18 protein-coding genes are annotated in these 25,017 nt (G+C 71.7%); 6 read left to right on the plus strand and 12 right to left on the minus strand.

Annotated features, from left to right (window positions below):
* Positions 1–6 precede the first annotated feature (6 nt).
* From OQ02_RS19355 to OQ02_RS19365, 3 genes are all read right to left on the minus strand, one after another.
* Positions 7–1,779, minus strand: coding sequence for a hypothetical protein (locus tag OQ02_RS19355; RefSeq protein WP_156077142.1), 1,773 nt, complete (start codon positions 1,777–1,779; stop codon positions 7–9).
* 449 nt (positions 1,780–2,228) lie between these two features.
* Positions 2,229–3,815, minus strand: coding sequence for a hypothetical protein (locus tag OQ02_RS19360; protein ID WP_033439868.1), 1,587 nt, complete (start codon positions 3,813–3,815; stop codon positions 2,229–2,231).
* Positions 3,816–3,905: 90 nt separating this feature from the next.
* Positions 3,906–4,817 (minus strand): glycosyltransferase family 2 protein, encoded by a 912-nt coding sequence (locus OQ02_RS19365; RefSeq protein ID WP_033439869.1) that lies wholly within the window; start codon positions 4,815–4,817, stop codon positions 3,906–3,908.
* A gap of 152 nt (positions 4,818–4,969) precedes the next feature.
* On the opposite strand from OQ02_RS19365, the gene OQ02_RS41090 reads away from it, so the two are divergent.
* Positions 4,970–6,262, plus strand: coding sequence for a hypothetical protein (locus OQ02_RS41090; protein ID WP_156077143.1), 1,293 nt, complete (start codon positions 4,970–4,972; stop codon positions 6,260–6,262).
* Here OQ02_RS41090 and OQ02_RS19375 read toward each other — a convergent pair.
* The 4 genes from OQ02_RS19375 to OQ02_RS19390 all read right to left on the minus strand — a co-directional run bounded on the left by OQ02_RS19375 (position 6,255) and on the right by OQ02_RS19390 (position 9,652).
* The gene (locus OQ02_RS19375) at positions 6,255–6,971 is read right to left on the minus strand and encodes an MBL fold metallo-hydrolase (protein WP_033439870.1); all 717 of its coding nucleotides are present in this window, start codon (positions 6,969–6,971) and stop codon (positions 6,255–6,257) included. The genes OQ02_RS41090 and OQ02_RS19375 overlap by 8 nt on opposite strands.
* The gene (locus OQ02_RS19380; protein ID WP_156077144.1) at positions 6,968–7,942 is read right to left on the minus strand and encodes a hypothetical protein; all 975 of its coding nucleotides are present in this window, start codon (positions 7,940–7,942) and stop codon (positions 6,968–6,970) included. The genes OQ02_RS19375 and OQ02_RS19380 overlap by 4 nt, the downstream gene beginning before the upstream one ends.
* 112 nt (positions 7,943–8,054) lie before the next feature.
* Positions 8,055–9,281, minus strand: coding sequence for an RNA polymerase sigma factor (locus OQ02_RS19385; protein WP_033439872.1), 1,227 nt, complete (start codon positions 9,279–9,281; stop codon positions 8,055–8,057).
* Complete coding sequence (locus OQ02_RS19390) at positions 9,278–9,652, minus strand: YciI family protein (protein ID WP_033439873.1); 375 nt, start codon at positions 9,650–9,652, stop codon at positions 9,278–9,280. The genes OQ02_RS19385 and OQ02_RS19390 overlap by 4 nt, the downstream gene beginning before the upstream one ends.
* A 112-nt stretch (positions 9,653–9,764) precedes the next feature.
* On the opposite strand from OQ02_RS19390, the gene OQ02_RS19395 reads away from it, so the two are divergent.
* Genes OQ02_RS19395 through hrpA form a run of 4 tightly spaced genes read left to right on the plus strand, consistent with a single transcriptional unit; the run spans position 9,765 to position 15,760 of the window.
* Positions 9,765–10,199, plus strand: a complete 435-nt coding sequence (locus OQ02_RS19395; protein ID WP_033439874.1) for a YybH family protein — start codon at positions 9,765–9,767, stop codon at positions 10,197–10,199.
* 36 nt (positions 10,200–10,235) lie between these two features.
* Positions 10,236–10,964, plus strand: a complete 729-nt coding sequence (locus tag OQ02_RS19400) for an isocitrate lyase/PEP mutase family protein (protein ID WP_033439875.1) — start codon at positions 10,236–10,238, stop codon at positions 10,962–10,964.
* A gap of 56 nt (positions 10,965–11,020) precedes the next feature.
* The gene (locus OQ02_RS19405; protein WP_197043398.1) at positions 11,021–11,812 is read left to right on the plus strand and encodes a thioesterase family protein; all 792 of its coding nucleotides are present in this window, start codon (positions 11,021–11,023) and stop codon (positions 11,810–11,812) included.
* Between the two features lie 42 nt (positions 11,813–11,854).
* Entirely contained in the window at positions 11,855–15,760 is a 3,906-nt protein-coding gene (hrpA, locus tag OQ02_RS19410; RefSeq protein ID WP_033439877.1) for an ATP-dependent RNA helicase HrpA, read from the plus strand.
* A gap of 604 nt (positions 15,761–16,364) precedes the next feature.
* On the opposite strand, the gene OQ02_RS19415 is transcribed toward hrpA, so the two are convergent.
* A complete protein-coding gene (locus OQ02_RS19415; protein WP_033439878.1) occupies positions 16,365–17,540 on the minus strand; it encodes a hypothetical protein in 1,176 nt (391 codons plus the stop codon).
* Positions 17,541–18,225: 685 nt separating this feature from the next.
* Here OQ02_RS19415 and OQ02_RS19420 point away from each other — a divergent pair.
* Positions 18,226–18,837 (plus strand): hypothetical protein, encoded by a 612-nt coding sequence (locus OQ02_RS19420; protein WP_156077145.1) that lies wholly within the window; start codon positions 18,226–18,228, stop codon positions 18,835–18,837.
* Between the two features lie 308 nt (positions 18,838–19,145).
* Here OQ02_RS19420 and OQ02_RS19430 read toward each other — a convergent pair whose 3' ends face one another.
* The 4 genes from OQ02_RS19430 to OQ02_RS19445 form a co-directional block, all read right to left on the minus strand.
* A complete protein-coding gene (locus tag OQ02_RS19430) occupies positions 19,146–20,114 on the minus strand; it encodes a PP2C family serine/threonine-protein phosphatase (RefSeq protein WP_081915757.1) in 969 nt (322 codons plus the stop codon).
* A 2-nt stretch (positions 20,115–20,116) separates the two neighbouring features.
* Entirely contained in the window at positions 20,117–22,114 is a 1,998-nt protein-coding gene (locus OQ02_RS19435) for a tetratricopeptide repeat protein (RefSeq protein WP_442973652.1), read from the minus strand.
* Between the two features lie 618 nt (positions 22,115–22,732).
* On the minus strand, positions 22,733–23,695 hold the full coding sequence (locus OQ02_RS19440; RefSeq protein WP_033439882.1) for a glutamate ABC transporter substrate-binding protein: 963 nt from the start codon (positions 23,693–23,695) through the stop codon (positions 22,733–22,735).
* Complete coding sequence (locus OQ02_RS19445; RefSeq protein ID WP_063747106.1) at positions 23,692–24,975, minus strand: hypothetical protein; 1,284 nt, start codon at positions 24,973–24,975, stop codon at positions 23,692–23,694. Before OQ02_RS19445 ends, OQ02_RS19440 begins: the two co-directional genes overlap by 4 nt.
* Positions 24,976–25,017: the final 42 nt, after the last annotated feature.

Genomic DNA, 25,017 nt, shown 5'->3' on the forward strand with positions numbered 1-25,017 from the left:
GACACGTCACCGGCGGTGCAGCTCGCCGACCTTCGGCCCGGCCTGCTGGAGTTCGCGCAGCAGGTGGAAGTACGCCTGGTCGCCCTCGGCGTAGCAGCCCCGGCCGAACTCGATCGCGTACCGGGAGCAGCTGCCGTCGAGCAGTTGCGTCATCTGGGCGTTCATCGCCAGGAGTCCCGGCGAGTTGTCCGTGCGCGGCATGTACCGGTCGCCGATCGCCGATCCGGCGGATGCCAGCACGACGAGCAGCGCGGTGAGCGCGCCGATGGCCGCCGACCGGGACCCGACGATCCGCGTCCCCGTGATCTGGCCACCGGCGCGCGGTGACGGGCCGGCCGCCATGCGGCGGCGGACTTCGTAGTGCACGGCGAACCCGGTCAGCAGCAGCAGGCAGTAGAGCAGTTCGGCGGTGCTGCGCGGGTAGAGCTGGACGGCCTGCTCGGCGTACATCTTGGAGCCGAAGTGGAACCGCAGCATCCACGCGCCGACGAACACCGACACCAGCATGATCACCGCGCTGCGCTGCCGGGCCACCGCGATCGCGAAGCCCAGGCCGACGACGGCGAGGAGCGTGAACAGGCCGACGCCGCCGAGTTCGCCGGGCGGCGGCCAGGGGCCGGGGTCCATGCCGGGCAGGTCGCCGCGCCACATGGCGATGTAGGCGGGCTCGACCCAGGTGTCCCAGTAGAAGTAGGTGTCCTTGATGGAGCTGGACGCCAGCAGCAGGCCGTAGAGGTGTCGTGCGGTGACGACGACGAACACGGCGGACGTGACGCCGACGAGCAGCAGCGCCTTCCGCCACCCGGTGCGCCAGGGGCAGAGGACCAGGGCGGCGACGATGAAGCCGGGTGCGGACCAGACGAACCAGCCGGAGTAGATCAGGAACACCACGCCGAGCGTCGCGCCGAACGCGACTCCGGAGAGCAGGACTTGGCGGGTGGTGCGGGTGGTGATCCCGCGCAGTCGGCGCAGCAGGAGCAGCAACACCGGGATCAGCACGACCAGCATCAGGTTGGTGTAGGGCTTGTAGGGGTCGATCAGCGGCAGGGCGGGGACGATGCCCAGGCCGAGTGCCCACAGCGGGGAGAGCAGGCGTCGCCAGGTGAGGTAGGCGATCGGCCCGAACAGGGCGGTGATGCCGATGTGCAGGGCCTTGAGCGCGTACTCGGGTGGTTGGCCGGTGAGCTGGGAGGTCCAGGCGAGGATGTGGGGGAAGCCGGGCGGGTAGTTGGCTTCCATGGTGCCGTGCTGCTCGATGTAGTGGGCGATGGCGGTGAGGGCGCCGGAGTCGCCGAAGGTGGCGTGCAGGCCGTAGGAGGTGCCGTCGAGGGCGACCACGACGGCACCGGCGACGAGTCCGCTGAAGAGGCCGGCGGCGGTGGCGGCGGCGATGCGTTCCACGACGGGTGCGTAGGCGCGCCAGCGGACGCGGGCGGTGAGGATGACGAGGACCGTCGCGATGACGGCGATGAGCGCGAAGCGGGATTGGAGCGCGGCGAGGCCGCTGATCTGGCCGATGCGGTCGAGCGGGTCGACGTCGACGCCGTGGGCGTGCAGCACCATGAGGCCGGCGGCGCCGGTGGAGGCGACGACCTCGGCGGCGATGAGCAGCGCGCGGCGTCGTGGGCCGCGGCGCACGGGTGCGAGGTCGGGGACGGTGACCTGGTCGGCTGTGCTCAGGGTGGTCGGGCTCTGGTCGGTGCCGGTCTGAGCCGGTGTGTGCTGCGGGCCGGTGGGGCCGGGGGTGGTGGTGTGCGGGTCCGCGGGGGTCAGCTGCATGGCGACCACTCCGCGGTGGTGTTCACCGGTCCGGCCGGTCGTGCGTTGTCGTGCTCGGTTTGGTTTTCAGTGCACACGTTGTCGACACACCTTCGCCCGGCGATGGACAGCTGACCCCTGGATCGGCCACCCGTGGCGGTGCTGAGACTGCTTCGGTGGTGGCGGCGCCGAAGCCTATCGGGTGCGGCGCGGTGGTCGGTGCGGGCCTGGTGGGGATGTCTTGTGCATGGGTGCGGTCCGTGGTAACTGCGGTTTCGGGTGTGGGTTCAGAGGCAGAACGGGTGGCCGGCGGGGTGGTGGTGGCTCAGCCGGGTTGGTTGTCGTGGAGCGGCCGGCGGAGCAGCTCGAATTCACTCCGTCGTGTGATCTTCGTATTTGGCGCGTACTGCTCGGGGCTGTCGGCACGTGCCGACAGCCCCGAGCAGTACGCGGGTGTTTCGTGGGTGTTGTCAGTGCCCGGTGGGCGGGTGTGGCAGTTCGCCGGGTTTCGGTCCCCGGTCGCGCAGTTCGTTCACGAGCTCGTGCAGGCGCGGGTCGTCGTGGTCGAAGCAGCCGCCGAGGGTCGCGGCGTACGCGGGGCAGCTGCCGTCGAGCAGTTCGATCAGCTGGGCGTGGAGCGAGAGGCTGCCGGGGGAGTTGTCGGTGCGGGGCATGAACCGGTCGCCGATGGACGAGCCGGACGAGGCGAGGAACAGGAACAGCGCGGTGAGCACGCCGAGGGCGAGCGAAGGTGAGGCGAGGGCGGTGCGGACGCGGGTGATGCCTTGGACGCGGCGCAAGCCGAAGTAGCCGGCGAACCCGGTCAGCAGCAGCAGGCAGTAGAAGAGTTCGACGGTGCTGCGGGGGTAGAGCTGGACGGCGTCGGCGGCGTACATCTGGGCGCCGAAGTAGAAGCGCAGGAGCCAGGCGCCGCCGAAGACCGCGGTCAGGGTGATGACGACGGTGCTGGTGCGGGCGACGGCGATGGCGGCGGCCAGGCCGACGAGGGCGAGGACGGTGAACAGCCCGACGCCGCCGAGTTCGCCGGGTGGCGGCCACGGTCCAGGGTTCGCGCCGGGCAGGTCGCCGCGCCACATGGCGATGTAGGTGGGCTCGACCCAGGTGTCCCAGTAGAAGAAGCGGTCCTTGACCGAGCCGGAGGCGCGCAGCATCCCGAAGAGGTGGCGGTGGGCGATGGCGACGAAGACGGCGGCGGTGATCGCGACGAGGGCGAGGCCCTTGCGCCAGCCGGTGCGCCACGGGAACAGGACGATGGCGGCGAGGAACACGCCGGGTGCGGACCAGACGAACCAGCCGGAGTAGATCAGGAACACGACGCCGAGGGCGGCGCCGATGCCGACGCCGTGCAGGACGATGGTGCGCCAGGGGGTGTCGGCGGCGCGGCGCAGCCTGCGGAGCAGGGTGAGCAGGAGCGGGATGAGCGCCACCAGCATGATGTTGGTGTAGGGCTTGTAGGGGTCGACCAGCGCCACGGCGGGGATGACGCCGAGGACGAGCGCCCACAGCGGGGTCAGCATGAGTCGCCAGCTGAGGTAGGCGATGGGCCCGAACAGTGCGGTGCCGACGATCTGGAGAATCCGGAGGCTGTACTCGGGCGGGGTGTCGGTGAGCTGGGAGTACCAGGCCAGGGCGTGGAGCCACCCGGGTGGGTAGTCGGCGGTGAAGGAGCCGGTCTGGATCAGGCCGTGCGTCCAGCGGATGAGGTTGCCCGAGTCGCCGTAGACGGCGTTGAGCCCCCATGAGGTGCCGCGCAGGGCGATGACGACGGCGCCCGCGACGAGGCCGCTGAACAGTCCCGCGGCGGCTGCGGCGGCGAGCCTGCGCACGAGGGGCGCGTGCGCGGCCCAGCGGATGCGGGCGGTGACCACGGCGAGGACGAGCAGGATCGCGGCGATGAGCGCGTACCGGAGTTGGAGGGCGGCGAGGCCGCTGATCTGGCCGATCCGGTCGAGCGGGTTGACGTCGACGCCGCGGGCGAGGAGCACCATGAGTCCCGCGGCGGCCAGGGACACGGCGGCTTCGGCGGCGAAGAGCACGCCTCGGCGTCGTGGTGTGGTGGGCGGCGGGGACGGGTGCTCGGGGCTGGTCCGCGGCGGTTGTTCTGGCGCGGTCGACAGCACCGTCGATCACTTCCTCACGGGTTTGGTGGTACCGAATGCGTGGCGGGCGAGGGCTTTGGCGCTGGCGCGGTGTCCGGAGGTGATGGTTCCGGGCAGCAGCAGGAGGGCGTGGAGCCGGGAGGAGAGGTGCCGGCGGGCGGCTTGGGCGGCCCGGTGCCACCCGATGGCGGTCATGTGGTCGGCGACGCCGAGGAAGAAGTCGCGTTCCTCGGTGAACCGGCGGCCGTGGGAGGCCAGGGAGGACGAGACGCTGGCGTCGTGGCGGCGGTAGCGGAAGCAGACGTCGGGGACGACGGCGAGCTGTCCGCCGCGTTCGAGGAGGTCGAGCATGAGGGCGAGGTCGAGGACGACGGCGAGACCGGGGCGGAAGCCGAGGCCCTTGAGGGACGTGCGGCGCCAGCACAGGGACGGGAAGTAGGTCCAGTTGCCGCGCAGGAGGCTGACGACGAGGTCTTCGCCGGACATCGTCCGGGCGGGGGTGGCGCTGGGCGCGTAGAGGCTGCGTTTGACGCGGTCGGTCAGGGGGCGGACGACGCGGTCGGCGCTGTCGATGACTTCGACGCCGGGTTGGATGACGTCGGCGTGCGGGAAGTGCCGGGCGGTGCGGCGGATGGTGCTGATGTAGCCGGGCAGCAGCGCGTCGTCCGAACCCATGATCACGAGCCAGTCGCGCTCGGCGAGGGCGAGGCACTTCTGGAAGTTGCCGTTGATGCCGAGGTTGTGGTCGTTGCGCTGGTAGTGGACGCGGTGGTCGTGCAGGGAGCGGAACCAGTCGCGGAGGGTGTCGTCGTCGGTGTCGGTGTCGTCCACGACGGTGAGGTGCCAGTCGTCGTCGTCTTGGGCGATGACGCTGTTCACCGCGGTCTTGAGGTACGCGCTGTCCCCGTAGTGGGGGAGCATGATGTCGATGCCGTCCATGTCAGCCGGTACGACCAGTGCTGGTGCTGTGCGGTGGGACGTCCATCCGTTGGCCACTGCCTTTCGCCTTGCGCGCTGCTCCTCGTCGATCCACCCGAGCGCCGGGACACAGCTGTCAGGAGGTGGCGACGGGGGAGCCTACTGTGTGCGCGGTGAGCGCAGACATCATGCCCCCGCGTCGGGTGAGTCCTGCCCTGGTCATGGGGTTGGGCACGTTGGTCCTGGGTGCGTCGGGGTACGCGTTCGTTGCCGTGGCGGGTCATTCGCTGCCCGCGGCGGAGGCGGCGGCGGTGGCGTCGTTCTACCTGTTGGCGAACATCGTGGGGCCGGGGACGTTGACGGCGGTGGAGCAGCACGCGAGCCATGCGACGTCGCGGGCGTTGGCGCGGGGTGAGCGGGCGGGCGGTGCGCTGCGCCGGGTGGTGCGCGAGGCCCTGGTGCTGTCTGCCGTGGTGGTGGGCGCGTTGGCGTTGGTGTCGCCGGTGTTGGTGGAGCGGTCGTTGAAGGGGTCGTGGTCGTTGTTCGCGGCCGTGGTGGTCGGTGTGGTGACGTCGACGGCCGTGTACCTGGCGCGTGGCGTGCTGGGCGGGATGCGGCGGTTCACCGGATATGCGGCGACGTTGGCCGGTGAGGGTGCGGCGCGGTTGGTGGGTGCGGTCGCGGTGGCAGTGGCGGGTGTGGCGGGCGCGGGGTTGTTCGGGATGACGTTCGCGTTGGGGACGGTCGTCGGTGTCCTGGCGGGGTTGGTGTGGTTGCGGGCGCGGCCGGTCGCGGTGGCGGGTGGTGGACCGGTCGCGGTGGCGGGGCCGGAGCGGGTGGACAGCCTGGCGCTGCTGGTGATGGCGGGTTTGCTGGTGCAGGCGGTGGCGAATGTGGCGCCGATCGTGGTGACGGCGCGGTTGCCGGGGGACGCGGCGTTGGCGTTGGCGTTCTCGTCGGCGTTCATCCTGGTGCGGGTGCCGTTGTTCGTGTTCTCGCCGGTGCAGGCGTTGCTGCTGCCGGGGTTGACGGAGGCGGCGACGCGCGGTGATCTCGGCGCGGTGCGGTCGGTGTTGCGCCGGATCACCGTGGCGGTGCTGGTGGTGGGCGTGGTGGGTGCGGTGGGGTCGGCGCTGGCGGGTCCGTGGGCGGTGCGGGTGTTCTTCGGCGCGGAGGCGGAGTTGTCGTCATGGCTGCTGGGTGCGTTGGGGGTGGGGACGATCCTCCTGATGACGGCGCAGGCGGTGCAGCCGGCGTTGATCGCGCTGGGCGCGCGCAAGGCGATCACGGTGTCGTGGGTGGCGGGGACGGTGGTGTTGCTGGCGGTGGTGGCGTTGCCGGGTTCGCCGATCGTCGTGGCGACGGTGGCGCAGGTGGTGGGGCCTATGGTGGTCGTGGCGGGCATGGTGGTGGCGTTGGCGCGGCACCTGTCGGTCGTGGGCGCGGGGGTGACGCGCTCTACTTGATCACCACGGTTTCACCCGGTCGTGCGATGGGGGCGCGGGCGCGTTCGGCGGCTTCGGCGTTGGTGAGGGTGTGGCCGACGTGGGTCAGCAGGAGTCGTTTGGCGCGGCGGCCCGCGGCGGCGGCGTCTTCGGGGGTGCAGTGGTGCGGTCCGGTGCCGTCGGCTTCGCACAGCAGGAGGTCCGCGTCGTCGGCGAGGGCGTCGAGGGCGGCGCAGGGTCCGGTGTCTCCGGAGTAGGCGATGACCCGGTCGGCGTGGGTGGCGCGCAGGCCGAACGCGGGCAGGCCGTGGTCGACGGCGTGGCTGGCGAGGGTGAGGTCGCCGATCTCGGCGTGGTGGCCGTCGTGGAGTTCGTGGACGTCGAAGGCGGCGGCGGCCGGGTTGTGGTCGGCGCCGGCGAGGAACGTCTCCAGTCGGTCGGCGAGGCCGGGTGGGCCGTAGAGCGGGATGGGTCTGTGGGGCTGTTGTCCGGCGAACAGCAGTGCGTAGTAGTAGGGCAGGAGGTCTGCGGCGTGGTCGGCGTGGGTGTGGGAGATCCAGACGGCGTCGAGCAGGTCGGGCCGGTGGTGGCGTTGCAGTTCGGCGAGCGTGCCGGGGCCGGCGTCGACCCACACGGCGGTGTGCTCGGTGCGCAGCAGGTACCCGGAGCAGGGGTTGCCGGGGCGAGGGTAGGGCGTGGCGGTGCCCAGGACGGTGAGGCGGAAGGTCACGCTTCAGTGTGGCGCAGGACGTGGACGCCGGCGGCGGTTTTGAGGTAGGCCCAGGTCGTGGACCCGGTGGTGGCGAGGCCGACGTGGGAGGCGGAGGTGCGGGCGAGGTCGTCGGGCAGTTGCACGGCGGTCCAGGTGTCGCCGGTCCGGCGGTGGAACGCGGGTCTGGCCTCGAAGGAGTTGCGGGTGGCGCGCACGCCCCAGGTCCAGCCGGCGGCGACGCCGTGGAGGCTGAGGCGGCCGGTGTCGTCGGGTGGTGGCACGGCGGTCCAGGTGTCGCCGTCCCAGTGGTGCACGCGGAGTCCTTCGGTGTCGCGGACGTGGCCGAGCCACAGGTCGTGTGGTGCGGCGGCGGCGAGTCGGGCGATGTGGCCGCGTTCGAGCCTCGGTCCGGTGACGTCGGTCCAGGTGTCGCCGTCCCAGCGGGTGAGGACGGGGTACTCGTAGGTGGCCGCGCCGGCTCCGGCGAGTCCGCCGCCGCCGGCCCACACGTCGTCGGGTGCGGTGGCGGTGATGGTCTGCAGTCCTTCGCGGGCCGAGGACAGCGCGGTGCGCAGGTGCCAGGCGGTGCCGTCGAAGTGCAGGGCGTCGCGGCCGGTGCCGACCACGTGGACGTCGTTCGTGGTGACGGCGGCGACCGCTTTGGCCCACCTGATGGGCGGAGTGTCGACGGTGTGCCAGGCCGTGCCGTCGAAGTGCAGCACGAGCGGTCGGCCGGCGCTGTTGCCGACGGCCCACACGTCGTCGGGTGCGGTGGCGGCCACGCCGGACAGGCTCGCCGCGGCCGGCAGGTCGGGCAGCCGCTCCTCGCGCCAGGTCTCGCCGGTCCAGCTCAGCACCAGGGGTGCGGAGGGACGGCTGGTGAACACGCCGGTGGTGCCCGCGAGCCACGCGTGGTGGTCGCCCGCGGTCGCCAGGTCGGCCAGTGCGGTGCTGGGCGGCAGCGCGGGCACCGGCACAGGTCGGAACAAGCCAACTCCCCCTCGATGGGTCCCCCGACTCATCGCGTGGTCAAGCTCATCGGGCTCGGTGCCGATTCGCCAGCCGCCGAACGGCGGCTTGTGCGGCGCAACAGCACGACCCCTAGCCGGGTCGGTCCGCTCGTGCGCGGGCTTCGAGGTAGTGGCGTTCGGGGAGGCTGAGGGTGGTGCGGGCGGCGCGGGCGTAGTGCTCGCGGGCCGTCTCGTGGTCGCCGGCGAGGTCGAGCAGGTGTGCGCGCACGGCGTCGACCCGGTGGTGCCCGGCGAGGGCTGGGTCGGTCGCCGCGTCGTCCAGTCGGGCCAGGCCGACGGCGGGGCCGTGCACCATCGCGGCGGCGATGATCCGGTTGAGGGCGACCATGGGGCCGGGCGCGGCGGTGTGCAGGAGGTCGTAGAGGGCGAGGATCTGCCGCCAGTCGGTGTCGGCGGCGTCGCGGGCCTCGGCGTGCACGGCGGCGATGGCCGCTTGGAGCTGGTAGGGGCCGATCGCGGTGGCGGTCAGCGCGTGGCGCACGAGCCGGGTGCCTTCGGCGATCATGTCGGCGTCCCAGCGGGTGCGGTCCTGCTCGGCGAGTGGCACGAGTGCGCCGTCGGGGCGGGTGCGTGCGGGTCTGCGGGCGTCGGTGAGGAGCATCAGCGCGAGCAGTCCGGCCGCTTCGCCGTCGTGGGGCAGGCGGGTGTGGAGTTCGCGGGCGAGTCGGATCGCCTCGCCGGAGAGGTCGACCCGGTGCAGGTGGTCGCCGGAGCTGGCGGTGTGGCCCTCGGTGAAGACGAGGTAGAGGACGTGGCGGACGGCGTCGAGGCGTTCGGCGCGTTCGTCGTCGGGTGGGAGGTGGAACCGGGCGCCGGAGGCTTTGACGCGCTGCTTGGCGCGGCTGATGCGCTGGGCGATCGTCGCCTCGGGCACCAGGAACGCGCGGGCGATCTCCGCGGTGGTGAGGCCGCCGACCGCGCGGAGGGTCAGCGCCACCCGCGACGGTGGTGTCAGCGACGGGTGGCAGCACAGCAGGAGCAGGGTCAGGGTGTCGTCGACGCCCGGCGCGGGTTCCGGGTCGGGGGCGGTCAGGGCGAAGGAGGTCTCCTCGCGGCGGCGGCGTGCCGTGTCGGCGCGCCACATCTCGATGCGCCGCCGCGACGCGACCGTGACGAGCCATCCTTTCGGGTTGTCCGGCAGGCCGTCGGCGGGCCAGCGGGTGGCTGCGGCGAGCAGTGCCTCCTGCACGGCGTCCTCGCAGGCGTCGAACCCGCCGTGGTGGCGCACGAGGGCGCCGAGGACCTGCGGCGCGAGTTCCCTCAGCAGCGGGCCGATCGCGGTGTCGGTGCCGGTCACAGCAGGAAGTCGTCGAGCGACGACAGCACGGGCCGCACTTCCACCAGGCCCAGCTGCGCTTCGGGGACGCGGGCGGCGATCTCCACGGCGCGTTCCCGGGTCTCGCACTCGACCAGGTAGAACCCGGCCAGCAGCTCCTTGGCCTCGGCGAACGGTCCGTCGGTGGTCAGGGCCTGTCCGTCGCGCACCGTGACCCGCGTGGTCCGGGACGGGTCCGCCAGCGCCTCGGTGACGACCAGTTCGCCCGACGCGGCCAGTTCCTCGTTCAGCGCGGCGTAGGCCTCCAGGCCGGTCGCCCGGTCCTGCTGCGCCATCCGGTCCCAGATCGCGCGGGACTCCGGGTTGCTGTAGATCAGGACCAGGTACTTCACCAGAAACCTCCGAAAAAACTCCGGCCCGGGGATGTCGAGAATGCCCAGCCAGCTTCTACGTCACCAGTGGAAGGCACCCGACGGGGGTGCCCCACCGGGAAGGAACACCGCCATGAGCCAGCACGTCCGGGTTCGTGACCTGCTCGAAGAGCGCGCCGCCGCGATGCGCACGGGTGACGCCGACCGCATCGTCGCCGACTACCTGCCCGACGCCGTCACGTTCACGCTGGCCCCGCCGCTCAAGCACACCGCGCCCGAGGTGACCGACCCGGAGGCGATGCGCGCGTGGTTCGCGTCGTTCGCTGGCGGCCTGGAGTACGAGATGCGCGACCTGGAGGTCGTGGTGGACGGTGGTCTCGCGTTCTGCCACAGCCTCAACCGCATGTCGGCCGTCCCGCAGGGCGCCACCGAGGCGTTCACCCTGTGGTTCCGCTCCACGGTGTGCCTGCGGCACGTGGACGGCGTGTGGCGCATCGCGCACGAGCACACGTCCACGCCGTTCTACATGGACGGGAACTTCGGGGCGGCCCTGGACCTCGAGCCGTAGGCTGGCGGCGTTGATCAACGGGGGACTGGAGTCGATGTGAGCAGATCCGACGCGACCGCGGCGAGGGCACTGCGGGCGCTGCACGTGCCGGGGAATCCGCTGGTGCTGCCGAACGTGTGGGACGCCGCGTCCGCGCGGGTCGTCGCCGACGCCGGTCACCCGGTGGTGGCCACGGCCAGCGCCGCGGTGTCCGCCGCCCTCGGCTACCCGGACGGGCACGGCATGCCGGTCGACGAGGCGTTCGCCGCCGTCCGCCGGGTGGCGTCGGCGGTGGACGTGCCGGTGACCGCCGACATCGAACGGGGGTACGGCCTGCCGCCCGCGCGGATCGTGGAGCGGTTGGCCGAGGCGGGCGCGGTCGGCTGCAACCTGGAGGACTCCGATCCCGTCACCGGTGCCATGGTCGAGGTCGCGGAGCAGGTCGACTTCCTGGCCGCGGTGCGCGCCGCCGACCGGGACCTGGTGATCAACGCCCGGGTCGACGTGCACATCCACGGCGACAAGTCGTTCGACGAGTGCGTGCGGCGCGCGCTGGCCTACTTCGAGGCCGGTGCGGACTGCGTGTTCCCGATCGCCCTGCCCGCCGCCGACGTCGCGCGGTTCGTGCGCGCCGTCGGCGGCAGGCCGGTGAACGTGGGCCACGACCCCGGTCCGCCGACCGCGGCCGAGCTGGGTGTGGCGCGGGTCAGCTTCGGGCCGCGTCTGCACCGGCAGCTGATGGCCGAGCTGAAGACGGTGGTGACGGATCTCCGCACGGGCACGTGAGTCTCCGCACGGGGCACGTGAGCTACTGGCGGGTAACGCCCATTAGGGTGATGCCCATGCATGAGTGGGACCTCGACACGCGGGTCGACCCGACCGGGGACGGGCGGTTCGCCGCCCACCTCACCGACCGGTGGAGCGGCCCCGGCGGACGTCCCAACGGCGGCTACCTCGTCGCGTTCTGCCTGCGGGCGCTCGGCGAGGTGCTGCCGCACCCCGACCCGCTCGTGGTCAGCGCGCACTACCTGCGGCCCGGTGTCGTCGGCCCCGTCCGCGTCGACACCGAGGTGGTGCGCACCGGCCGCAGGCTGTCCACCGGCGAAGCGCGCCTGAGCTGCGGCGACCGCGAGGTGCTGCGCGTCGTCGCGTCCTACGCCGACCTCGGCGCCGCGACCGGCCGCACCCTCGTGCTCGGCGAGGCGCCCGACCTGCCGCCGCCCGACGAGTGCGTCGACGTCCACGGCGGCCTGAGCCGGTCCGACATCACCGTTGCCGACCGCGTCGACCTGCGGGCGCCCAAGCCGCACGGCTGGGCGCAGGGCCGCCCGACGGGCACCCCGCACACCGAGTTCTGGATCCGGTTCGCCGACGGCCGCCCCGCCGACACCGCGAGCCTCGCGTCGCTCGTGGACTCCGCCGCGCCCGCCGTCCTCGAACTCGGCGAGACCGACTCCACCACCGTCGAGCTGACCGTCCACGTGCGCGCCCGGCCCGCTCCGGGCTGGCTGGCGGCCCGCGTCACGACCCGCTACCTCGTGGGCGGCCACCACGAGGAGGACGTCGAACTGTGGGACGCGACCGGGCAGCTCGTCGCCCAGTCACGCCAGCTCGCCCTCCTGCCCGCCGGATAATCGGCGGCCCCACCCGTCCCGCCCGGATATCCTTTACCCCAAATGAACCCGATGTCGCACGCTGACCTGCGCGAACGCCTGTCCGAACTGATGCCGCGGGACCAGCGGAGGCTCAGTCGTCGGCTCGACGGTGCCCGCAAGGTCCGCGACGACAAGGCCCGCGCGGCCGTCCTCGCCGAGATCGAGGACGAGGTCGAGGCCGCCGGCCTGCGGGTCGCGCTGCGCCGCGAGGCCGTGCCGAAGATCACCTATCCGGCCGAGCTGCCCGTCAGCGCCCGCAAGGACGACATCGCCGCGCTCATCCGCGACCACCAGGTCGTGATCGTGGCCGGCGAGACCGGCTCCGGCAAGACCACCCAGCTGCCCAAGATCTGCCTCGAACTCGGTCGCGGCGTGCTCGGCCAGATCGGCCACACCCAGCCCCGGCGCCTCGCCGCCCGCACCGTCGCCGAGCGCGTCGCGCACGAACTGGGCACCGAGCTGGGCAGCGCCATCGGCTACAAGGTCCGGTTCTCCGACCAGTCCGGCGACGAGACCCTGGTCAAGCTCATGACCGACGGCATCCTGCTGGCCGAGCTGCAGACCGACCGGCTGCTGTCCCGCTACGACACGATCATCATCGACGAGGCGCACGAGCGCAGCCTCAACGTCGACTTCCTGCTCGGCTACCTCAAGCAGCTCCTGCCGAAGCGGCCCGACCTCAAGGTCGTCATCACCTCGGCGACCATCGACCCGCAGCGGTTCTCCCGCCACTTCGGCGACGCCCCGATCATCGAGGTCTCCGGCCGCACCTACCCCGTCGAGGTCCGCTACCGGCCCGTCGTCGACCCCGACGACCCGGACGCCGACCCGGACCGCGACCAGACCCAGGCCGTCTGCGACGCCGTGCGCGAACTGCAGGCCGAAGGGCCCGGCGACGTGCTGGTGTTCCTGTCCGGCGAACGGGAGATCCGCGACACCGCCGACGCCCTCGCCGCCCTGGACCTGCGCAACACCGAGATCCTGCCGCTGTACGCGCGGCTGTCGTTCGGCGAGCAGCACCGCGTGTTCCAGCCGCACACCGCCCGCCGCGTCGTGCTCGCCACGAACGTCGCCGAGACGTCGCTGACCGTGCCCGGCATCAAGTACGTGGTCGACCCCGGCACCGCCCGGATCTCCCGCTACAGCCACCGCCTCAAGGTGCAGCGGCTGCCCATCGAACCGGTCTCGCAGGCGTCGGCCAACCAGCGCAAGGGCCGCTGCGGCCGGGTGTCCGAGGGCATCTGCATCCGCCTGTACGCCGAGGACGACTTCGACGCTCGCCCCGAGTTCACCGACCCGGAGATCCTGCGCACCAACCTCGCCTCCGTGATCCTCCAGATGACGTCCATCGGGCTGGGCGACATCGCCGCGTTCCCGTTCATCGACCCGCCCGAGGCGCGCAACATCAACGACGGCGTGCAGCTGCTCCAGGAGCTGGGCGCGTTGCTGCCCGCCGAGAAGCAGCTGACGCCGTTGGGCCGCAAGCTCGCCCAGCTGCCCGTCGACCCGCGCCTGGCGCGCATGGTCATCGAGGCCGACCGCAACGGCTGCGTCCGCGAGGTCATGGTCATCGCCGCCGCGCTGTCCATCCAGGACCCGCGCGAACGCCCGTCGGACAAGCAGCAGGCCGCCGACGAGTTCCACGGCCGGTTCAAGGACCCCGACTCGGACTTCACCGCGTTCCTCAACCTGTGGCAGCACGTGCGGGAGCAGCAGAAGGCGCTGTCGTCCAACCAGTTCCGCCGGCTGTGTCGCACCGAGTTCCTGAACTACCTGCGGGTGCGCGAGTGGCAGGACATCTACCAGCAGCTGCGGCAGGTCGCGAAGACCCTCGGCGTGCACGTCAACGACGAGCCCGCCGACCCGCGCAACGTGCACATCTCGCTGCTGTCCGGGCTGCTGTCCCACATCGGTGTCAAGGACGTGCCGAAGAAGCGCGATCCGGGCAAGCGGGTCTCGACCGAGTACCTGGGCGCCCGCAGCGCGAAGTTCGCGATCTTCCCCGGCTCCGCGCTGTTCCGCAAACCACCCCAGTGGGTCATGGCCGCCGAACTCGTGGAGACCTCGCGGCTGTGGGGCCGCACCGTCGCCCGGATCGAACCCGAGTGGGCCGAGAACCTCGCCGGGCACCTCGTCAAGCGCACCTACAGCGAACCCCACTGGGAAGCCAAGCGCGGCTCCGTCGTCGCGATGGAGAAGGTCACGCTGTACGGGGTGCCGATCGTGGCCGCCCGCAAGGTCAACTACGGGCGCATCGACCCCGAGCTGTCCCGCGAGCTGTTCATCCGGCACGCCCTGGTGCAGGGGGAGTGGACCACCCACCACAAATTCTTCCACCGCAACCGGGAACTGCTCGCCGAGGTCGAGGAGCTGGAGAACCGGGCCCGCCGCCGCGACATCGTGGTGGACGAGGAGACCGTCTACGACTTCTACGACCAGCGCGTGCCCGCCGACGTCGTGTCCGTCCGGCACTTCGACACGTGGTGGAAGAAGACCCGCCACACCGAGCCGGAGCTGCTGACGTTCGACAAGGCGATGCTGGTCAACGACCGGGCCGCGGTCACCCCCGACGCCTACCCCGACGAACTGCGCCGCGGCGGCCTCACCCTGCCGCTGACCTACCGGTTCGAACCCGGCACGGCCGTCGACGGCGTGACCGTCGACCTGCCGCTGCCCGCGCTCACCACCCTGCCCGGCGACTCGCTGTCGTGGCAGGTGCCGGGTCTGCGCACGGAACTCGTCGTCGCGCTCATCCGGTCGCTGCCCAAACCGGTCCGCCGCAACTTCGTGCCCGTGCCCGACGTCGCCGCCGCCGCCCTCACCGGCATCGACCCCGACGAACCCCTGCTGCCCGCGCTGGAACGCGAACTGCGCCGGCTGACCGGTGTCGTCGTGCCCCGCGAAGAGTGGCAGCTCGACCAGGTCCCCGAGCACCTCAAGCTGACGTTCCGGATCGTCGGCGAGGACGACCGCGAACTGGCCCGCGGCAAGGACCTCGCCGCGTTGAAGGCCAAGCTCCAGGGGCAGCTGCGGGAAACACTGGCCGCCGCCGCGAGCAACCTCGCCCGCACCGGCCTCACCACGTGGACCATCGGCGACCTGCCGCGCACCGTGCAGCGCCGCCAGTCCGGCATCGTCGTCACCGCGTACCCCGCGCTCGTCGACAAGGGCGACACGGTCGCAGTGGAAATCCTCGACACGCCGGGACGGCAGCGGCAGGCCATGTGGCGGGGCACCCGCCGGCTGCTGCTGCTCAACGTGCCGTCACCGGTCAAGACCCTGCAACGCGGCCTGAACAACGCCGAGAAGCTCGCCCTGACCCGCAACCCGCACGGCGGCGTCGCACCGCTGCTCGCCGACTGCATCTCCGCCGCCGTCGACAAGCTCCTGCGTGACGCCGGCGGACCGGTGTGGGACGAGTCGGCGTTCACCAAGCTCACCGACACCGTGCGGCGGGGCCTGGGCGAGGCCACGTTCGACGTGGTGCACAAGGTCCGCAAGGTGCTCGAAGCCGCGCAGGACGTCGAACTGCGCGTCAACGGCGTGCGCGGCCCGGTGTTCGAGGAATCGCTGGCCGACGTCCGCGCCCAGCTCGCCGGGCTGGTGCACAAGGGTTTCGCCACGTCGGCGGGCGCCGACCGGCTCGCCGACGTGCACCGCTACCTGCAGGGGATCTCGCGGAGGCTGGAGAAGCTGACCGAGAACGTGAAGCGCGACCAGGAGTGGATGGACCGCGTCCACGCCGTGCACGCCGAGTACCGCGACCTGCGCGCCGCCCTGCCCGCCGACGAACCGCACGACGAGCTGGACGAGGTGCGGTGGATGATCGAGGAACTACGCCTGAGCTACTTCGCCCAGACCATCGGCACCCGCTACACCGTCTCCGACAAGCGGATCTTCAAAGCCCTCGACGCCGTCCCCCGCTGAGAACCGCCGGATCCGATCGGGTGGGTGGCGCCGGGACTGCTCGGACTTGTCCAGCAGGAGCCGCAGCGCGTCGGCGACGACGGTCTTCGTGTGGTCCTCCGAGGGCTCCAGCAGCTGCGCGTGCAGTTCCACGTACTCGGCTGGCATGCCGTCCACGAGCCGTCGGTCCCGGTCGGTCAGCCTTATCCGCACCACCCGCCGGTCGTGCACCCGGTCACGTCCCGTAGTGGCGGTAGCCACACGGATGAGAAGCCAGTTCCGGGAGATGGGTGACGCAGTGCAGCCGGCAGCCGGGGTCGGCGTGACGACCATGGGTGTGACCATTCCCCCAGTCATGACTCGGCGGCCTTTCTCCCACCGGGAGCGGATTTGGAGAAAGGCCGCCACGTCGTGGCGCCTTGAGCGGGGATCGTCTGGGCGGGATGGCTTCGGACAGTGCCGTGGATACGTCAGCGCCGGCGAGCACGGCCAGCGCAAAGACCGCCGCGGCCGTTGACGCCGGAGCGGAACAGCGGCCCGGTGGGGCCTCTCCGCCCTCCCTCGGAAGCTCAAGCGCACGTCGGCGCCATGGCTGGTTTCCACGGCGTCTTGGTCTCCTCGAAGCTCACGAGGTGTCGTTCAGTCCGGCGGCGGTCTCGTCGATGTCCTGCTGATCGATGATCGAGGGCAGTTGGAGGACTTCGCTCGCGGGCACGTCGGAGGGGCGTTCGAGGTCCTTGGTCGAGATACCGGAGGGCAGGACGTCGTCCAACAGCATGTGGAGAGTCTCCCTGCTGGCCTGCGGGTTGCGGCGCTTGAGCGACATCAGCACGTCGTCGCGCAGTGCCCAGACGCTCCGCCGCAGGATGAGGTTCTCGTCGAGCAGGGCGTTGCGTTCCCTGATCACCGACTGGCGGTCCCTCCGGCTGGCCCACACCTGGCTCTGGGCGTCCCCCTCTACCCGGAGGACCCGTTCTTCGGCCTGCCGCTCGATGCTTCGCCGGAACTCTTCCTGCCCCTTTCGGGCGCGCTCCACGGCAGCCTCGCCATCGCGTACTGCTTGTTCCCGGCGTGCCAAGTCGGCTTCTCTGGTGATCGCCGCGTGTACGGCGATGCGAAGCTGTTCCGTCAACTCGTAGTTGGACTCGATGCTCTTGTTGAACTCCAGCGCGATACCGATGGCGATGTGTTCACGGTCCCGTACGTCGTCTTGGAGTGCGTTGGTTCGTTCGCGCAGCTCGGCGACCTCGGTGCGCAGTCGGATGAGCTCAGCGGCAGCGTGGGCGTCGAGTCGCGTGACCGGAGTGCCCGGTGCCGGGTCCATCTCGTCGACCTGCGCCTGGTCCCAGAAGCGCAGTGCCCACTCCCGTCCGCCGACCGTGATCGAGGTGAACACGGTGGTGTCCTCGTCGAACCACGTCGGTCTGCGCTTCTCTCCCGACCAACTCTCCTCGGGGATCCTGACTCCGGTGGCCTCGCAGAACAGGTACGCGGCCTCGGAGATCAGACGTTCGGCGTCCGCGGCGACGAGCAGATCGCGCACTCTCTCCCACCGTAGTTTCCCGGGTTCGGCACCCTTGCCCACGAACTTGCCGAGGCAGCTCTGGATGGCCGATCTCTTGCGCCCCACCGCCCAGTGCCCCGCCTTCTTTCCCCAACGGGCCAGGATGGCGTCCGCAACGGTGCTCAACTGGCCGTAGTCGTCCACCGCAGCGGTCATCAACAGCATCGACAACGCGGTCTCGGCGCGGTTGAGTCGTGCCGCGTGCGTCATGCCCTCGGTCGTCCTGAAGGTGTCCACAACAGCACCGCCTCGGCGCCTTCGACGCTGGAAGGGCAGCCCGACCGCTGTGACACTGTGTCGGTGATCACGCTGCATGATCGCTCCTCGTAGCTGGTCAGCGCGCTCAGGACAGTCGGGCGTTCTCTCCTCTGATCCCTCCTCGGCGTCGAACGTGGGTACGGACCTGGGGAGAGATCCCGAGGGGGCACCGTCCGGTGACATCCGTGTCCGTCTCCTGACACTTCACGGCCAGGCAAAACCCGGCACGAACCGATATCCGCTCTCTCCTCGGCCGTTACTCTGCGTATAGCAGGCCAGGATGCGCTACGCGGGTGACGCAGGGAGAGTGCGGGAGACCAAAACCCCACGCTGCGTGCATAAGAAGTGCTCCATCACGCTTTGGGGTTCGTAGAGGTTAACCCGAAAACCTATAAAAGCGGGCGATCCGATTACTCGGTGTGTCGCTGGTCGTGGTTCTATTTGATGTAGCGGCCAACGCCACGCCTGACCATCCGGACTTGATCCGGAGAGCGGGACGGGCGGCCAGGGTGCAACCTGACCGCCCGTCGTGTGCGAGTCCGCTTGGACGCCCGGTTGAGACCATCCAGACCAAGGACCCGCACCAGTGCCTACCCTAGATTCAGCCCGCACTACCGACCACGTGTATCAATTGGTGATCAACCGCAGTTCACCCTCCGATCAGGTGGCCGCGACAGCGGCGACCCGCGCCGCCGTACGAACGCCGCTGTCGCAGGCCCCGCCTGTGGACTGGTACGCGTCGGGTACCTTCTGGGCGATCGCCGCGGTAGCCGTGGCGGTAATCGCCATCGCCGTGGGCACGTGGTCGGCGTTCCGCTCGGCCAATCCCCGCCGCCACCTGCACATCACCGAGGACTCCTTGGTATCGCTGCTGCCCTCGGGCCTGGGGCTGGGTGACGACGTCGAAGTGCACCGTCGGGGCAAGGTGCTGTCCAACCCGCACGTGATCACGGTGAGCCTGGTCAGCCGTAGCGCCCGGGACATCCCCCGCGCGGCGTTCGACGGCACCCCGCTCACCCTCGACTTCGGAGTGCCTGTGATCGGCCTGCTGGAGCAGTGGTCCGACCCCGGACGCGCGGCGGTCTGCAAACCGTCGGTCACGGTGACCGCGACCGCCCTGACCATCGGTCCGGCGCTGCTGACCCGCAGCCACGAACTGCGCTACACCGTGCTGGTCGACGGCGAGCCGAACCTCGCCATCCAGGGCGAACTTGCCGACGTCCACATCCACACGAAACCGCCGCGGCCACGCATGACCCCCGCCGCCTCGTGCTGATGATCGCACCGACCGTGACCTCCGTCCTCGGTGTCACCGCCGTCACGCGGCCCGACCTGTTCTCCCGGATTCCGACCGTCGCGGTGGCGCTGATCATGGCGACGGCCGTGGCCGCCACCCTGCTGTCGGGGCTGCCGAGTAACTGTCGTGCCCGGCACGAGCTGCGGAATTCCACGAGGAACCGGAGGTACACGGCGCCTGAGCGGCATGTCAGGCGGGTGGATCGTCGGAGTCGGTGACGCCGATGCGCTCGGCAGCAGCGCGTTGCCCCCGCACTGGTGGCCGTTGCGAGCACCCCGACCGCGGGCTCAAGCGCCGTGCCCGCCCCGCAGCTGGACGACGACCACCGTGATGTTGTCGTGCCCGCCCGCCTTCAACGCCACGTCCACCAGCTCCCGCGCCACCTCCACCGGCGGCACACCACGCGGCAGGACGGCCAGCAGGTCCTCCGGCTCGGGCATGTAGTTCCACAGCCCGTCGCTGCACAGCACCAGCAGCCCCGGCGTCTCCACCCGGAACGTCACCGTCTGCGGCGCCTCGATCCCCGAGTCCGCGCCCAGCCACCGCGACAGCACGTGCGCCCGCCGGTCGGTCAGCGCCTCCTCCTCGGTCAGCACGCCCTCCGCCACGAGCTGCGCCGCCCACGTGTCGTCCGTGGTCAACCGCGCCGCACCACCACCGGCCACCAGGTAGGCACGGCTGTCGCCGACCCAGCCCACCGTCGCCGACTCGTCCGTCACCACCGCCGACACGAACGTGCAGGACGGCGCGACCTCGGCCGCCTCCGGCCGCGCCAACCGGCTCACCGCGTCGTTCGCGGCGACCACCGCGTCACCTGTGGACTTCTCGGCGTCCGTGCCGGACTGCAACCCGGTCAGCAGCACGTCCGCCGCCGTGTCCACCGCCGTCTGCGACGCCCGCTCGGCCCGCTCCGACGACGCCACCCCGTCGCACACCACCACCGCGACACCCCGCCCCCGGACCCGCCCGAACGCCATCGAGTCCTCGTTGCGCCGCCGCCGCTTGCCCCGGTCGCTCACCCCGGCCACACCGGGCAGCACGAACTCCACCCGGTCCCGCGCCGACGGCCGCGCCCGACCGCACGCCTCGCAGAACCCCTCCGCGTCGAACTCCTCACCGCCGCACGGGCACATCGGCGGCCACTGTGCGCCGGGACCGTCGACCGGCGTCCGCTGCACGCGCAGGTTCCGCCCGCACGCCTCGCAGAAGCGGTCCTGCGACGTCACCGGTGACGCGCACTCGGGACAAGACTCCATCGTCACACCAACGTCCTGGGCCGGACCGCGTTCGCGCGGTCGACGAGCGCGAAGCGCTCCTCCGGGGTGTCCGCCAACCGTGCCAACTGCCGATAGCAGCGTTCCAGGCCCGACCTCAGACCCGGCTCGTCCCACTCGCAGCCCACCAACCTCCCCGCCGGCGGCGACCCGTTGCCCGGCAACGACTCCAACGCCACGCGGAGCAACTCCGCCGTCAACCCGGCCCGCCTCGCCACGTCCAACTCCAACCCCGACAGCCGCGCACCGGCCGCCATCACATCCGACAACACCCCACTGGCCATCTGCGTCCGCACTGCGGCGACCTGCGCGGCCACGTGGTGGATCGACGTGTCCGGCACCGAGTGCAGCACGTCCACCGCCGCCTCCCGGTCACCCCTCGCCGACAACACCCTGGCCAGCCCGCACGCCGCCGACACGTACGCGTGGTCCGTCCGCCACACCACCTCGTAGTAGCCGGCCGCCGCGTCCCGGTCGCCCTGCTCCTCCGCGCACACCGCCGCCGCCAGCTTCGGCGCCGCCTCACCGGGCAGCGCGTCGCACACCTGCTCGAACGCGGCCCGCGCGTCGTCCGCCCGGCCGGCCACCAGCGCCGCCACGCCCCCGTACCAGCCGGGCCGCCAGTCGTCCGGCGCGGGCGTCAGCGGATCGTCCGGGTCGTCCGCGTCCCGCGGTGACGTCAGGTTTGCCAGCTCGGCGACCGCCTCGTCCACCCGACCCGCCTCGATCACCGCCCGCACCACCTGCAACCGCACCTCGACCGTCTGCACCGGTGCCGCCCGCAACGCCGCCACCACCTGGTCCGGGTCACCCGTGGTCGCCGCGGTGGCCAGGAAACCGGCCGCCGCGTCGGACGCGTCCACGTGCGGCACGGGCAGGCCCATCGCCACGGCCCGCGCGTCCAGCCCGCCCTCCGTGCCGAACGCCCGCCGCTCCGGCGTGAACTGCCGTGACACGCCCGGCCGTGGCACGCCGTCCTGCTGCGCCAGCACCTCCCGCAGCACACCCGTCAGCTGCTCGGCCATCTCGTCGGCCGCGGCGAACCGCTGCTCCGGATCGGGGTGCGTCGCGCGCCGCAGGAACCGGCGGAACGAGTCGTGCCGGCGCAACAAGGGCTGCTCGTCCGGGCCTGGCAGCGACTCCTTGCACTTGCCGCGGAAGTCGAACTCGAAGCTCATCACCGCCAACGCCCGGCCCACCGTGTACAGGTCGGACGCCACCGACGGCCCGACCCGGCCGATCTCCGGCGCCTGGTAGCCGACGGTTCCGTAGATGGGGGAGTGCCGGTCGTCGATGCGCCGCACCGCCCCCAGGTCGATCAACTTCAACTGCTCCTCGGTCTGGATCACGTTGTCCGGCTTGAAATCGCAGTACAGCAGGCCCACGCCGTGCAGGTAGCCCAACGCGGGCAGCACCTCCAGCGCGTAGGCGATCGCCTGTGCCAGCGGCAACGACCCGGCACCCGTGCCGTCCGCCCGCAACTGCTTGATCATGTCCTTGACCGAGGTGCCGCCGACGTACTCCATCACGATGTAGTCGACCAGCTCGCCGCTGGACCGGTCCTCGTGCCGCACGAAGTTGTGGATCTTGACGATATTAGGGTGCTCCACCTCGGCCAGGAACCGCCGCTCCGCCATCGCCGCGGCCATCGCGTCCGCGTCACCGGAGTCCAGCAGGCCCTTCAGCACCACCCACCGGTCGCTGACGGCGTGGTCGAGGGCCAGGTAGATCCAGCCGAGGCCGCCGTGCGCCAGGCAGCCGAGCACTTCGTACTGCTCGTGCAGCACCTCGCCGGGCACCAGCTTCGGCGTGAACGAGTAGTGGTGGCCGCAGTGCGCGCAGAACCCCTCCACCCGGCCGGGCCTGCCCTCCCGGCCACGGCCGACGGCCTTGCCGCAGCTGGAGCAGAACCGCTTCGCCTCGGGTACCTCCGGGTCGGTCAGCACGGCCGTCTTGGGGTCCCGGTACGGAACCGGCGGCACCTCCACCAACCCCGCCCCCAGCCGACCGCGCGCCGACGACCGAGTCGCCCCCGACGACCGCCGCGCCCGACCACCCGACCCGGTCGAGCCCCCCGACCCACCGGACCCGCCCGAACCCCCCGACCCGCGCGGACTGCCCGAAGCCGCCGCAGCCGCAGCGGGCCACGGTGCCGTGCCCGGCCCAGTCGCAGGACCGGTCGCGGGGCCAGTTGCAGACTCGGTTGCTGGACCCGCCGTCGGGCTGGTTGCGGAGTCGGTCGCAGGCCCAGTGTCAGGGCCGGTGTCCGGGCCGGTCGCGGGCCTGGTCGCGGGGCTGCTGTAGGCGCTGGTGGCGGGGCCGCTGTCCCGCCCGGCCTCCGAAAGATCGTCGGCGCCGGTAACCGGACCGGTGCCAGGCCTGGCACCGGGAGCAGGCCCGGGAGCGCGGGTGGCACCGGGAGCGGGAGTCGGGGCGGTGGCGGCGAGGACCGGCGCCTCGAGTCCGCACACCTCGCAGAGCCCGTCGGCGCCGACCAGCCCGCCGCACCCGGCTCGTGGACACGTCCGCATCGGGCTCGTGGAGCTCATCTCCGGGCCTCCGTCCTCGTCCTCGTGGAGTCCTCCCATGTCAGTCCCATGTCAGTCCCGGTACACCGCGACGGGCGGCACGGGAGGAGGGCCGAGCCACCGCTGGTGGAGCCGCGTCCACGTGCCGTCCGCGCGCAACCGCTCCAGCAGCGCGTTGACGAACCGCACGAAGTCCTCGTCCGCCTTCGGGATCGCCATCCCGTACGGCTCGTCGGTGAACTTCGGGCCGACGATCTTCGTGTACGGGTCCTGCGCCGCGAACCCGGCCAGGATCGTGTCGTCGGTGGAGATCGCGTCGACCTGGCCCTGCTGGAGCAGCACCAGGCAGTCCGTCCAGTGCGACACGGACACCGCCACCGGCCGCACCGGCGCGGCGGCGACGTTGGCCAGCGAACTGGACCCCTTCGTCGCGCACACCCGCTTGCCGCCCAGCGACTCGATGCCCGTCACGTCCGAGTTCGATCGCACCAGCACCCGCTGCCCGGCCTGGTAGTAGATGGTGGAGAAGTTGACCCGCTGCCACCGTTCGCAGGTCACGGTCATGGTCCGCACCACGATGTCGACCTCCCGGTCCTCCAGCGCCGGGATGCGCTGCTCGGAGGTCAGCACCTTGTACTGGATCGCGTTCGGATCGCCGAACACCGCCCGCGCGACCTCCCGCACCATGTCGACGTCGAAGCCCTCCAGCTCACCGGAGAACGGGTTGCGGAACCCCATCTGGAACGAGTTCTGGTCGACGCCCGCGATCAGCCGCCCCCGCTGCTGGATCCGCGCCATCGTCGACCCCGCCGGCATCATGCCCGGCGCGGGCAGCGGCCCCGTCGGACGCAGGCTCGCCCTCGGGTCGCACGACGCGGGCGCCACCGCCGGCGGGCTGAACGGGGTGGTCAGCTCCACCACGTCCGCCGGTCGCGGCAGCACCGCCGAGCCGCCACCGATCGGTGGCGCGGCACTGGGCACCGGAGCGCACGCCGCGAGCACTGCGGCGAGCAACGCCACCACCCCGGCCTTCACCAGTACTCCTTGAGCCGCTGCCACAGCCCGTACGCCCCGGCCGCCGGCGCCAGCAACGCCAGCACCACCACCAAGGGCACCGTGCCACCCAGCGCGGCCCGCGCCCGTCCGATCGCCTCGGTCAGCTCCGCCCGCGCCGCGCCGATGGCGTCCACCAGGTCCGAGTCCAACGCGTCGAACGCCGTGGTCGCGCCCGCACCGGCGGGCCCCAGCGCCAGGTCCACCGCCGCGGTGAAGTCGCCCTCGTCGTCGGCCGCCCGGATGCGGCGGTGCGCCTCCTGCCACCGCCGGTGGTGGTCCATCGCCCCCACCACCGGCGGCGTCCCGTTCAACGCCCGCGCCCGCCCCAGCAGGTCCGCCAGGTTCCGGTCCGCGTCCACGTAGTTCTGCTCGTACTCCGCGCCGCTGCCCCGCGCGACCAGCGTCAACGTCTCGTCGCCCCGCGCGGTGAGCGTCGCGATCCGCGCCCGCGCCAGCAGGTCCACCAACGTCGCCTCGTTCTTGCTCTGCGACGCCTGGTGGACGACCAGCAGGCTCGCCGCCAGCACCCACAGCAACGAGATCACCGTCAACGCGGTCGCCACCACCAGGCCGAGGTTGAACACCCGGTTCGTCCGGCGGGTCAGGTACCGCTGGGTCAGCACCAGCACGAACAGCACCAGCGCGCCCAGCAGCAGCTCCAGCCACGGCAGCGACCCGGCGTCCTCCAGGTCGCGCACCACGTTCCGCGTCTCGACCTCGTACAGCTCCCGCGCGGCGGGCAGCAGCTGGGTCCGCATCAACGTGGACGCCTCACGCAGGTACGCGGCGCCCACGGGGTTGCCCTGCCGGTTGTGCGCGCGGGCGGTCTCGACCAGGCCCGTGTACACCGGCAGCTGACCGGACAGCGTGGCCAGCGCCTCGACCAGCTCGGGGGAGCGGGTGATCCCGCTGGTCGCGGCGGACAACGCGGCGGCGGCCTTCGCCACGTCCGCCTCGTACCGCCGCCGCAACGCCGTCGACTCCACCCCGCCGGACAGGAACGCGCTCGCCGCCGCGGCGTCCGCGTCGGCCATCGCCCGGTAGACCTCCTGGGCGGCGAACGCGAGCGGCTCGTTGCGGTCGGCCAACGCCTCCAACGCGTCCGACCGGCGCTGCACCGACACCGCGGTCGCCGCACCGGCCAGCAGGCTCACCGCGATCAGCAGCAGGGCGAGCAGGCTCAGCCGACCCGGCGTGCTGCGGGCCAGGCCGGTCACCCGTCGCACGGGACCGCGGTTCCGCTGAGCCTCGACCAGCACGACCGCCCCCTTCCCGAGGTGATCGGCGCCACTCGCCACTCC

The sequence above is a fragment of the Saccharothrix sp. NRRL B-16314 genome (assembly GCF_000716595.1).
GTDB lineage: Bacteria > Actinomycetota > Actinomycetes > Mycobacteriales > Pseudonocardiaceae > Actinosynnema.

Excerpts from the sequence above, each read along its gene's own strand:
- OQ02_RS19430 (WP_081915757.1), bottom strand. The coding sequence starts at position 20,114 with ATGGAGTCTTGTCCCGAGTGCGCGTCACCGGTGACGTCGCAGGACCGC.
- OQ02_RS19355 (WP_156077142.1), bottom strand. The coding sequence starts at position 1,779 with ATGCAGCTGACCCCCGCGGACCCGCACACCACCACCCCCGGCCCCACC.
- OQ02_RS19405 (WP_197043398.1), top strand. The coding sequence starts at position 11,021 with ATGCATGAGTGGGACCTCGACACGCGGGTCGACCCGACCGGGGACGGG.
- OQ02_RS19365 (WP_033439869.1), bottom strand. The coding sequence starts at position 4,817 with ATGGACGGCATCGACATCATGCTCCCCCACTACGGGGACAGCGCGTAC.
- hrpA (WP_033439877.1), top strand. The coding sequence starts at position 11,855 with ATGAACCCGATGTCGCACGCTGACCTGCGCGAACGCCTGTCCGAACTG.
- OQ02_RS19395 (WP_033439874.1), top strand. The coding sequence starts at position 9,765 with ATGAGCCAGCACGTCCGGGTTCGTGACCTGCTCGAAGAGCGCGCCGCC.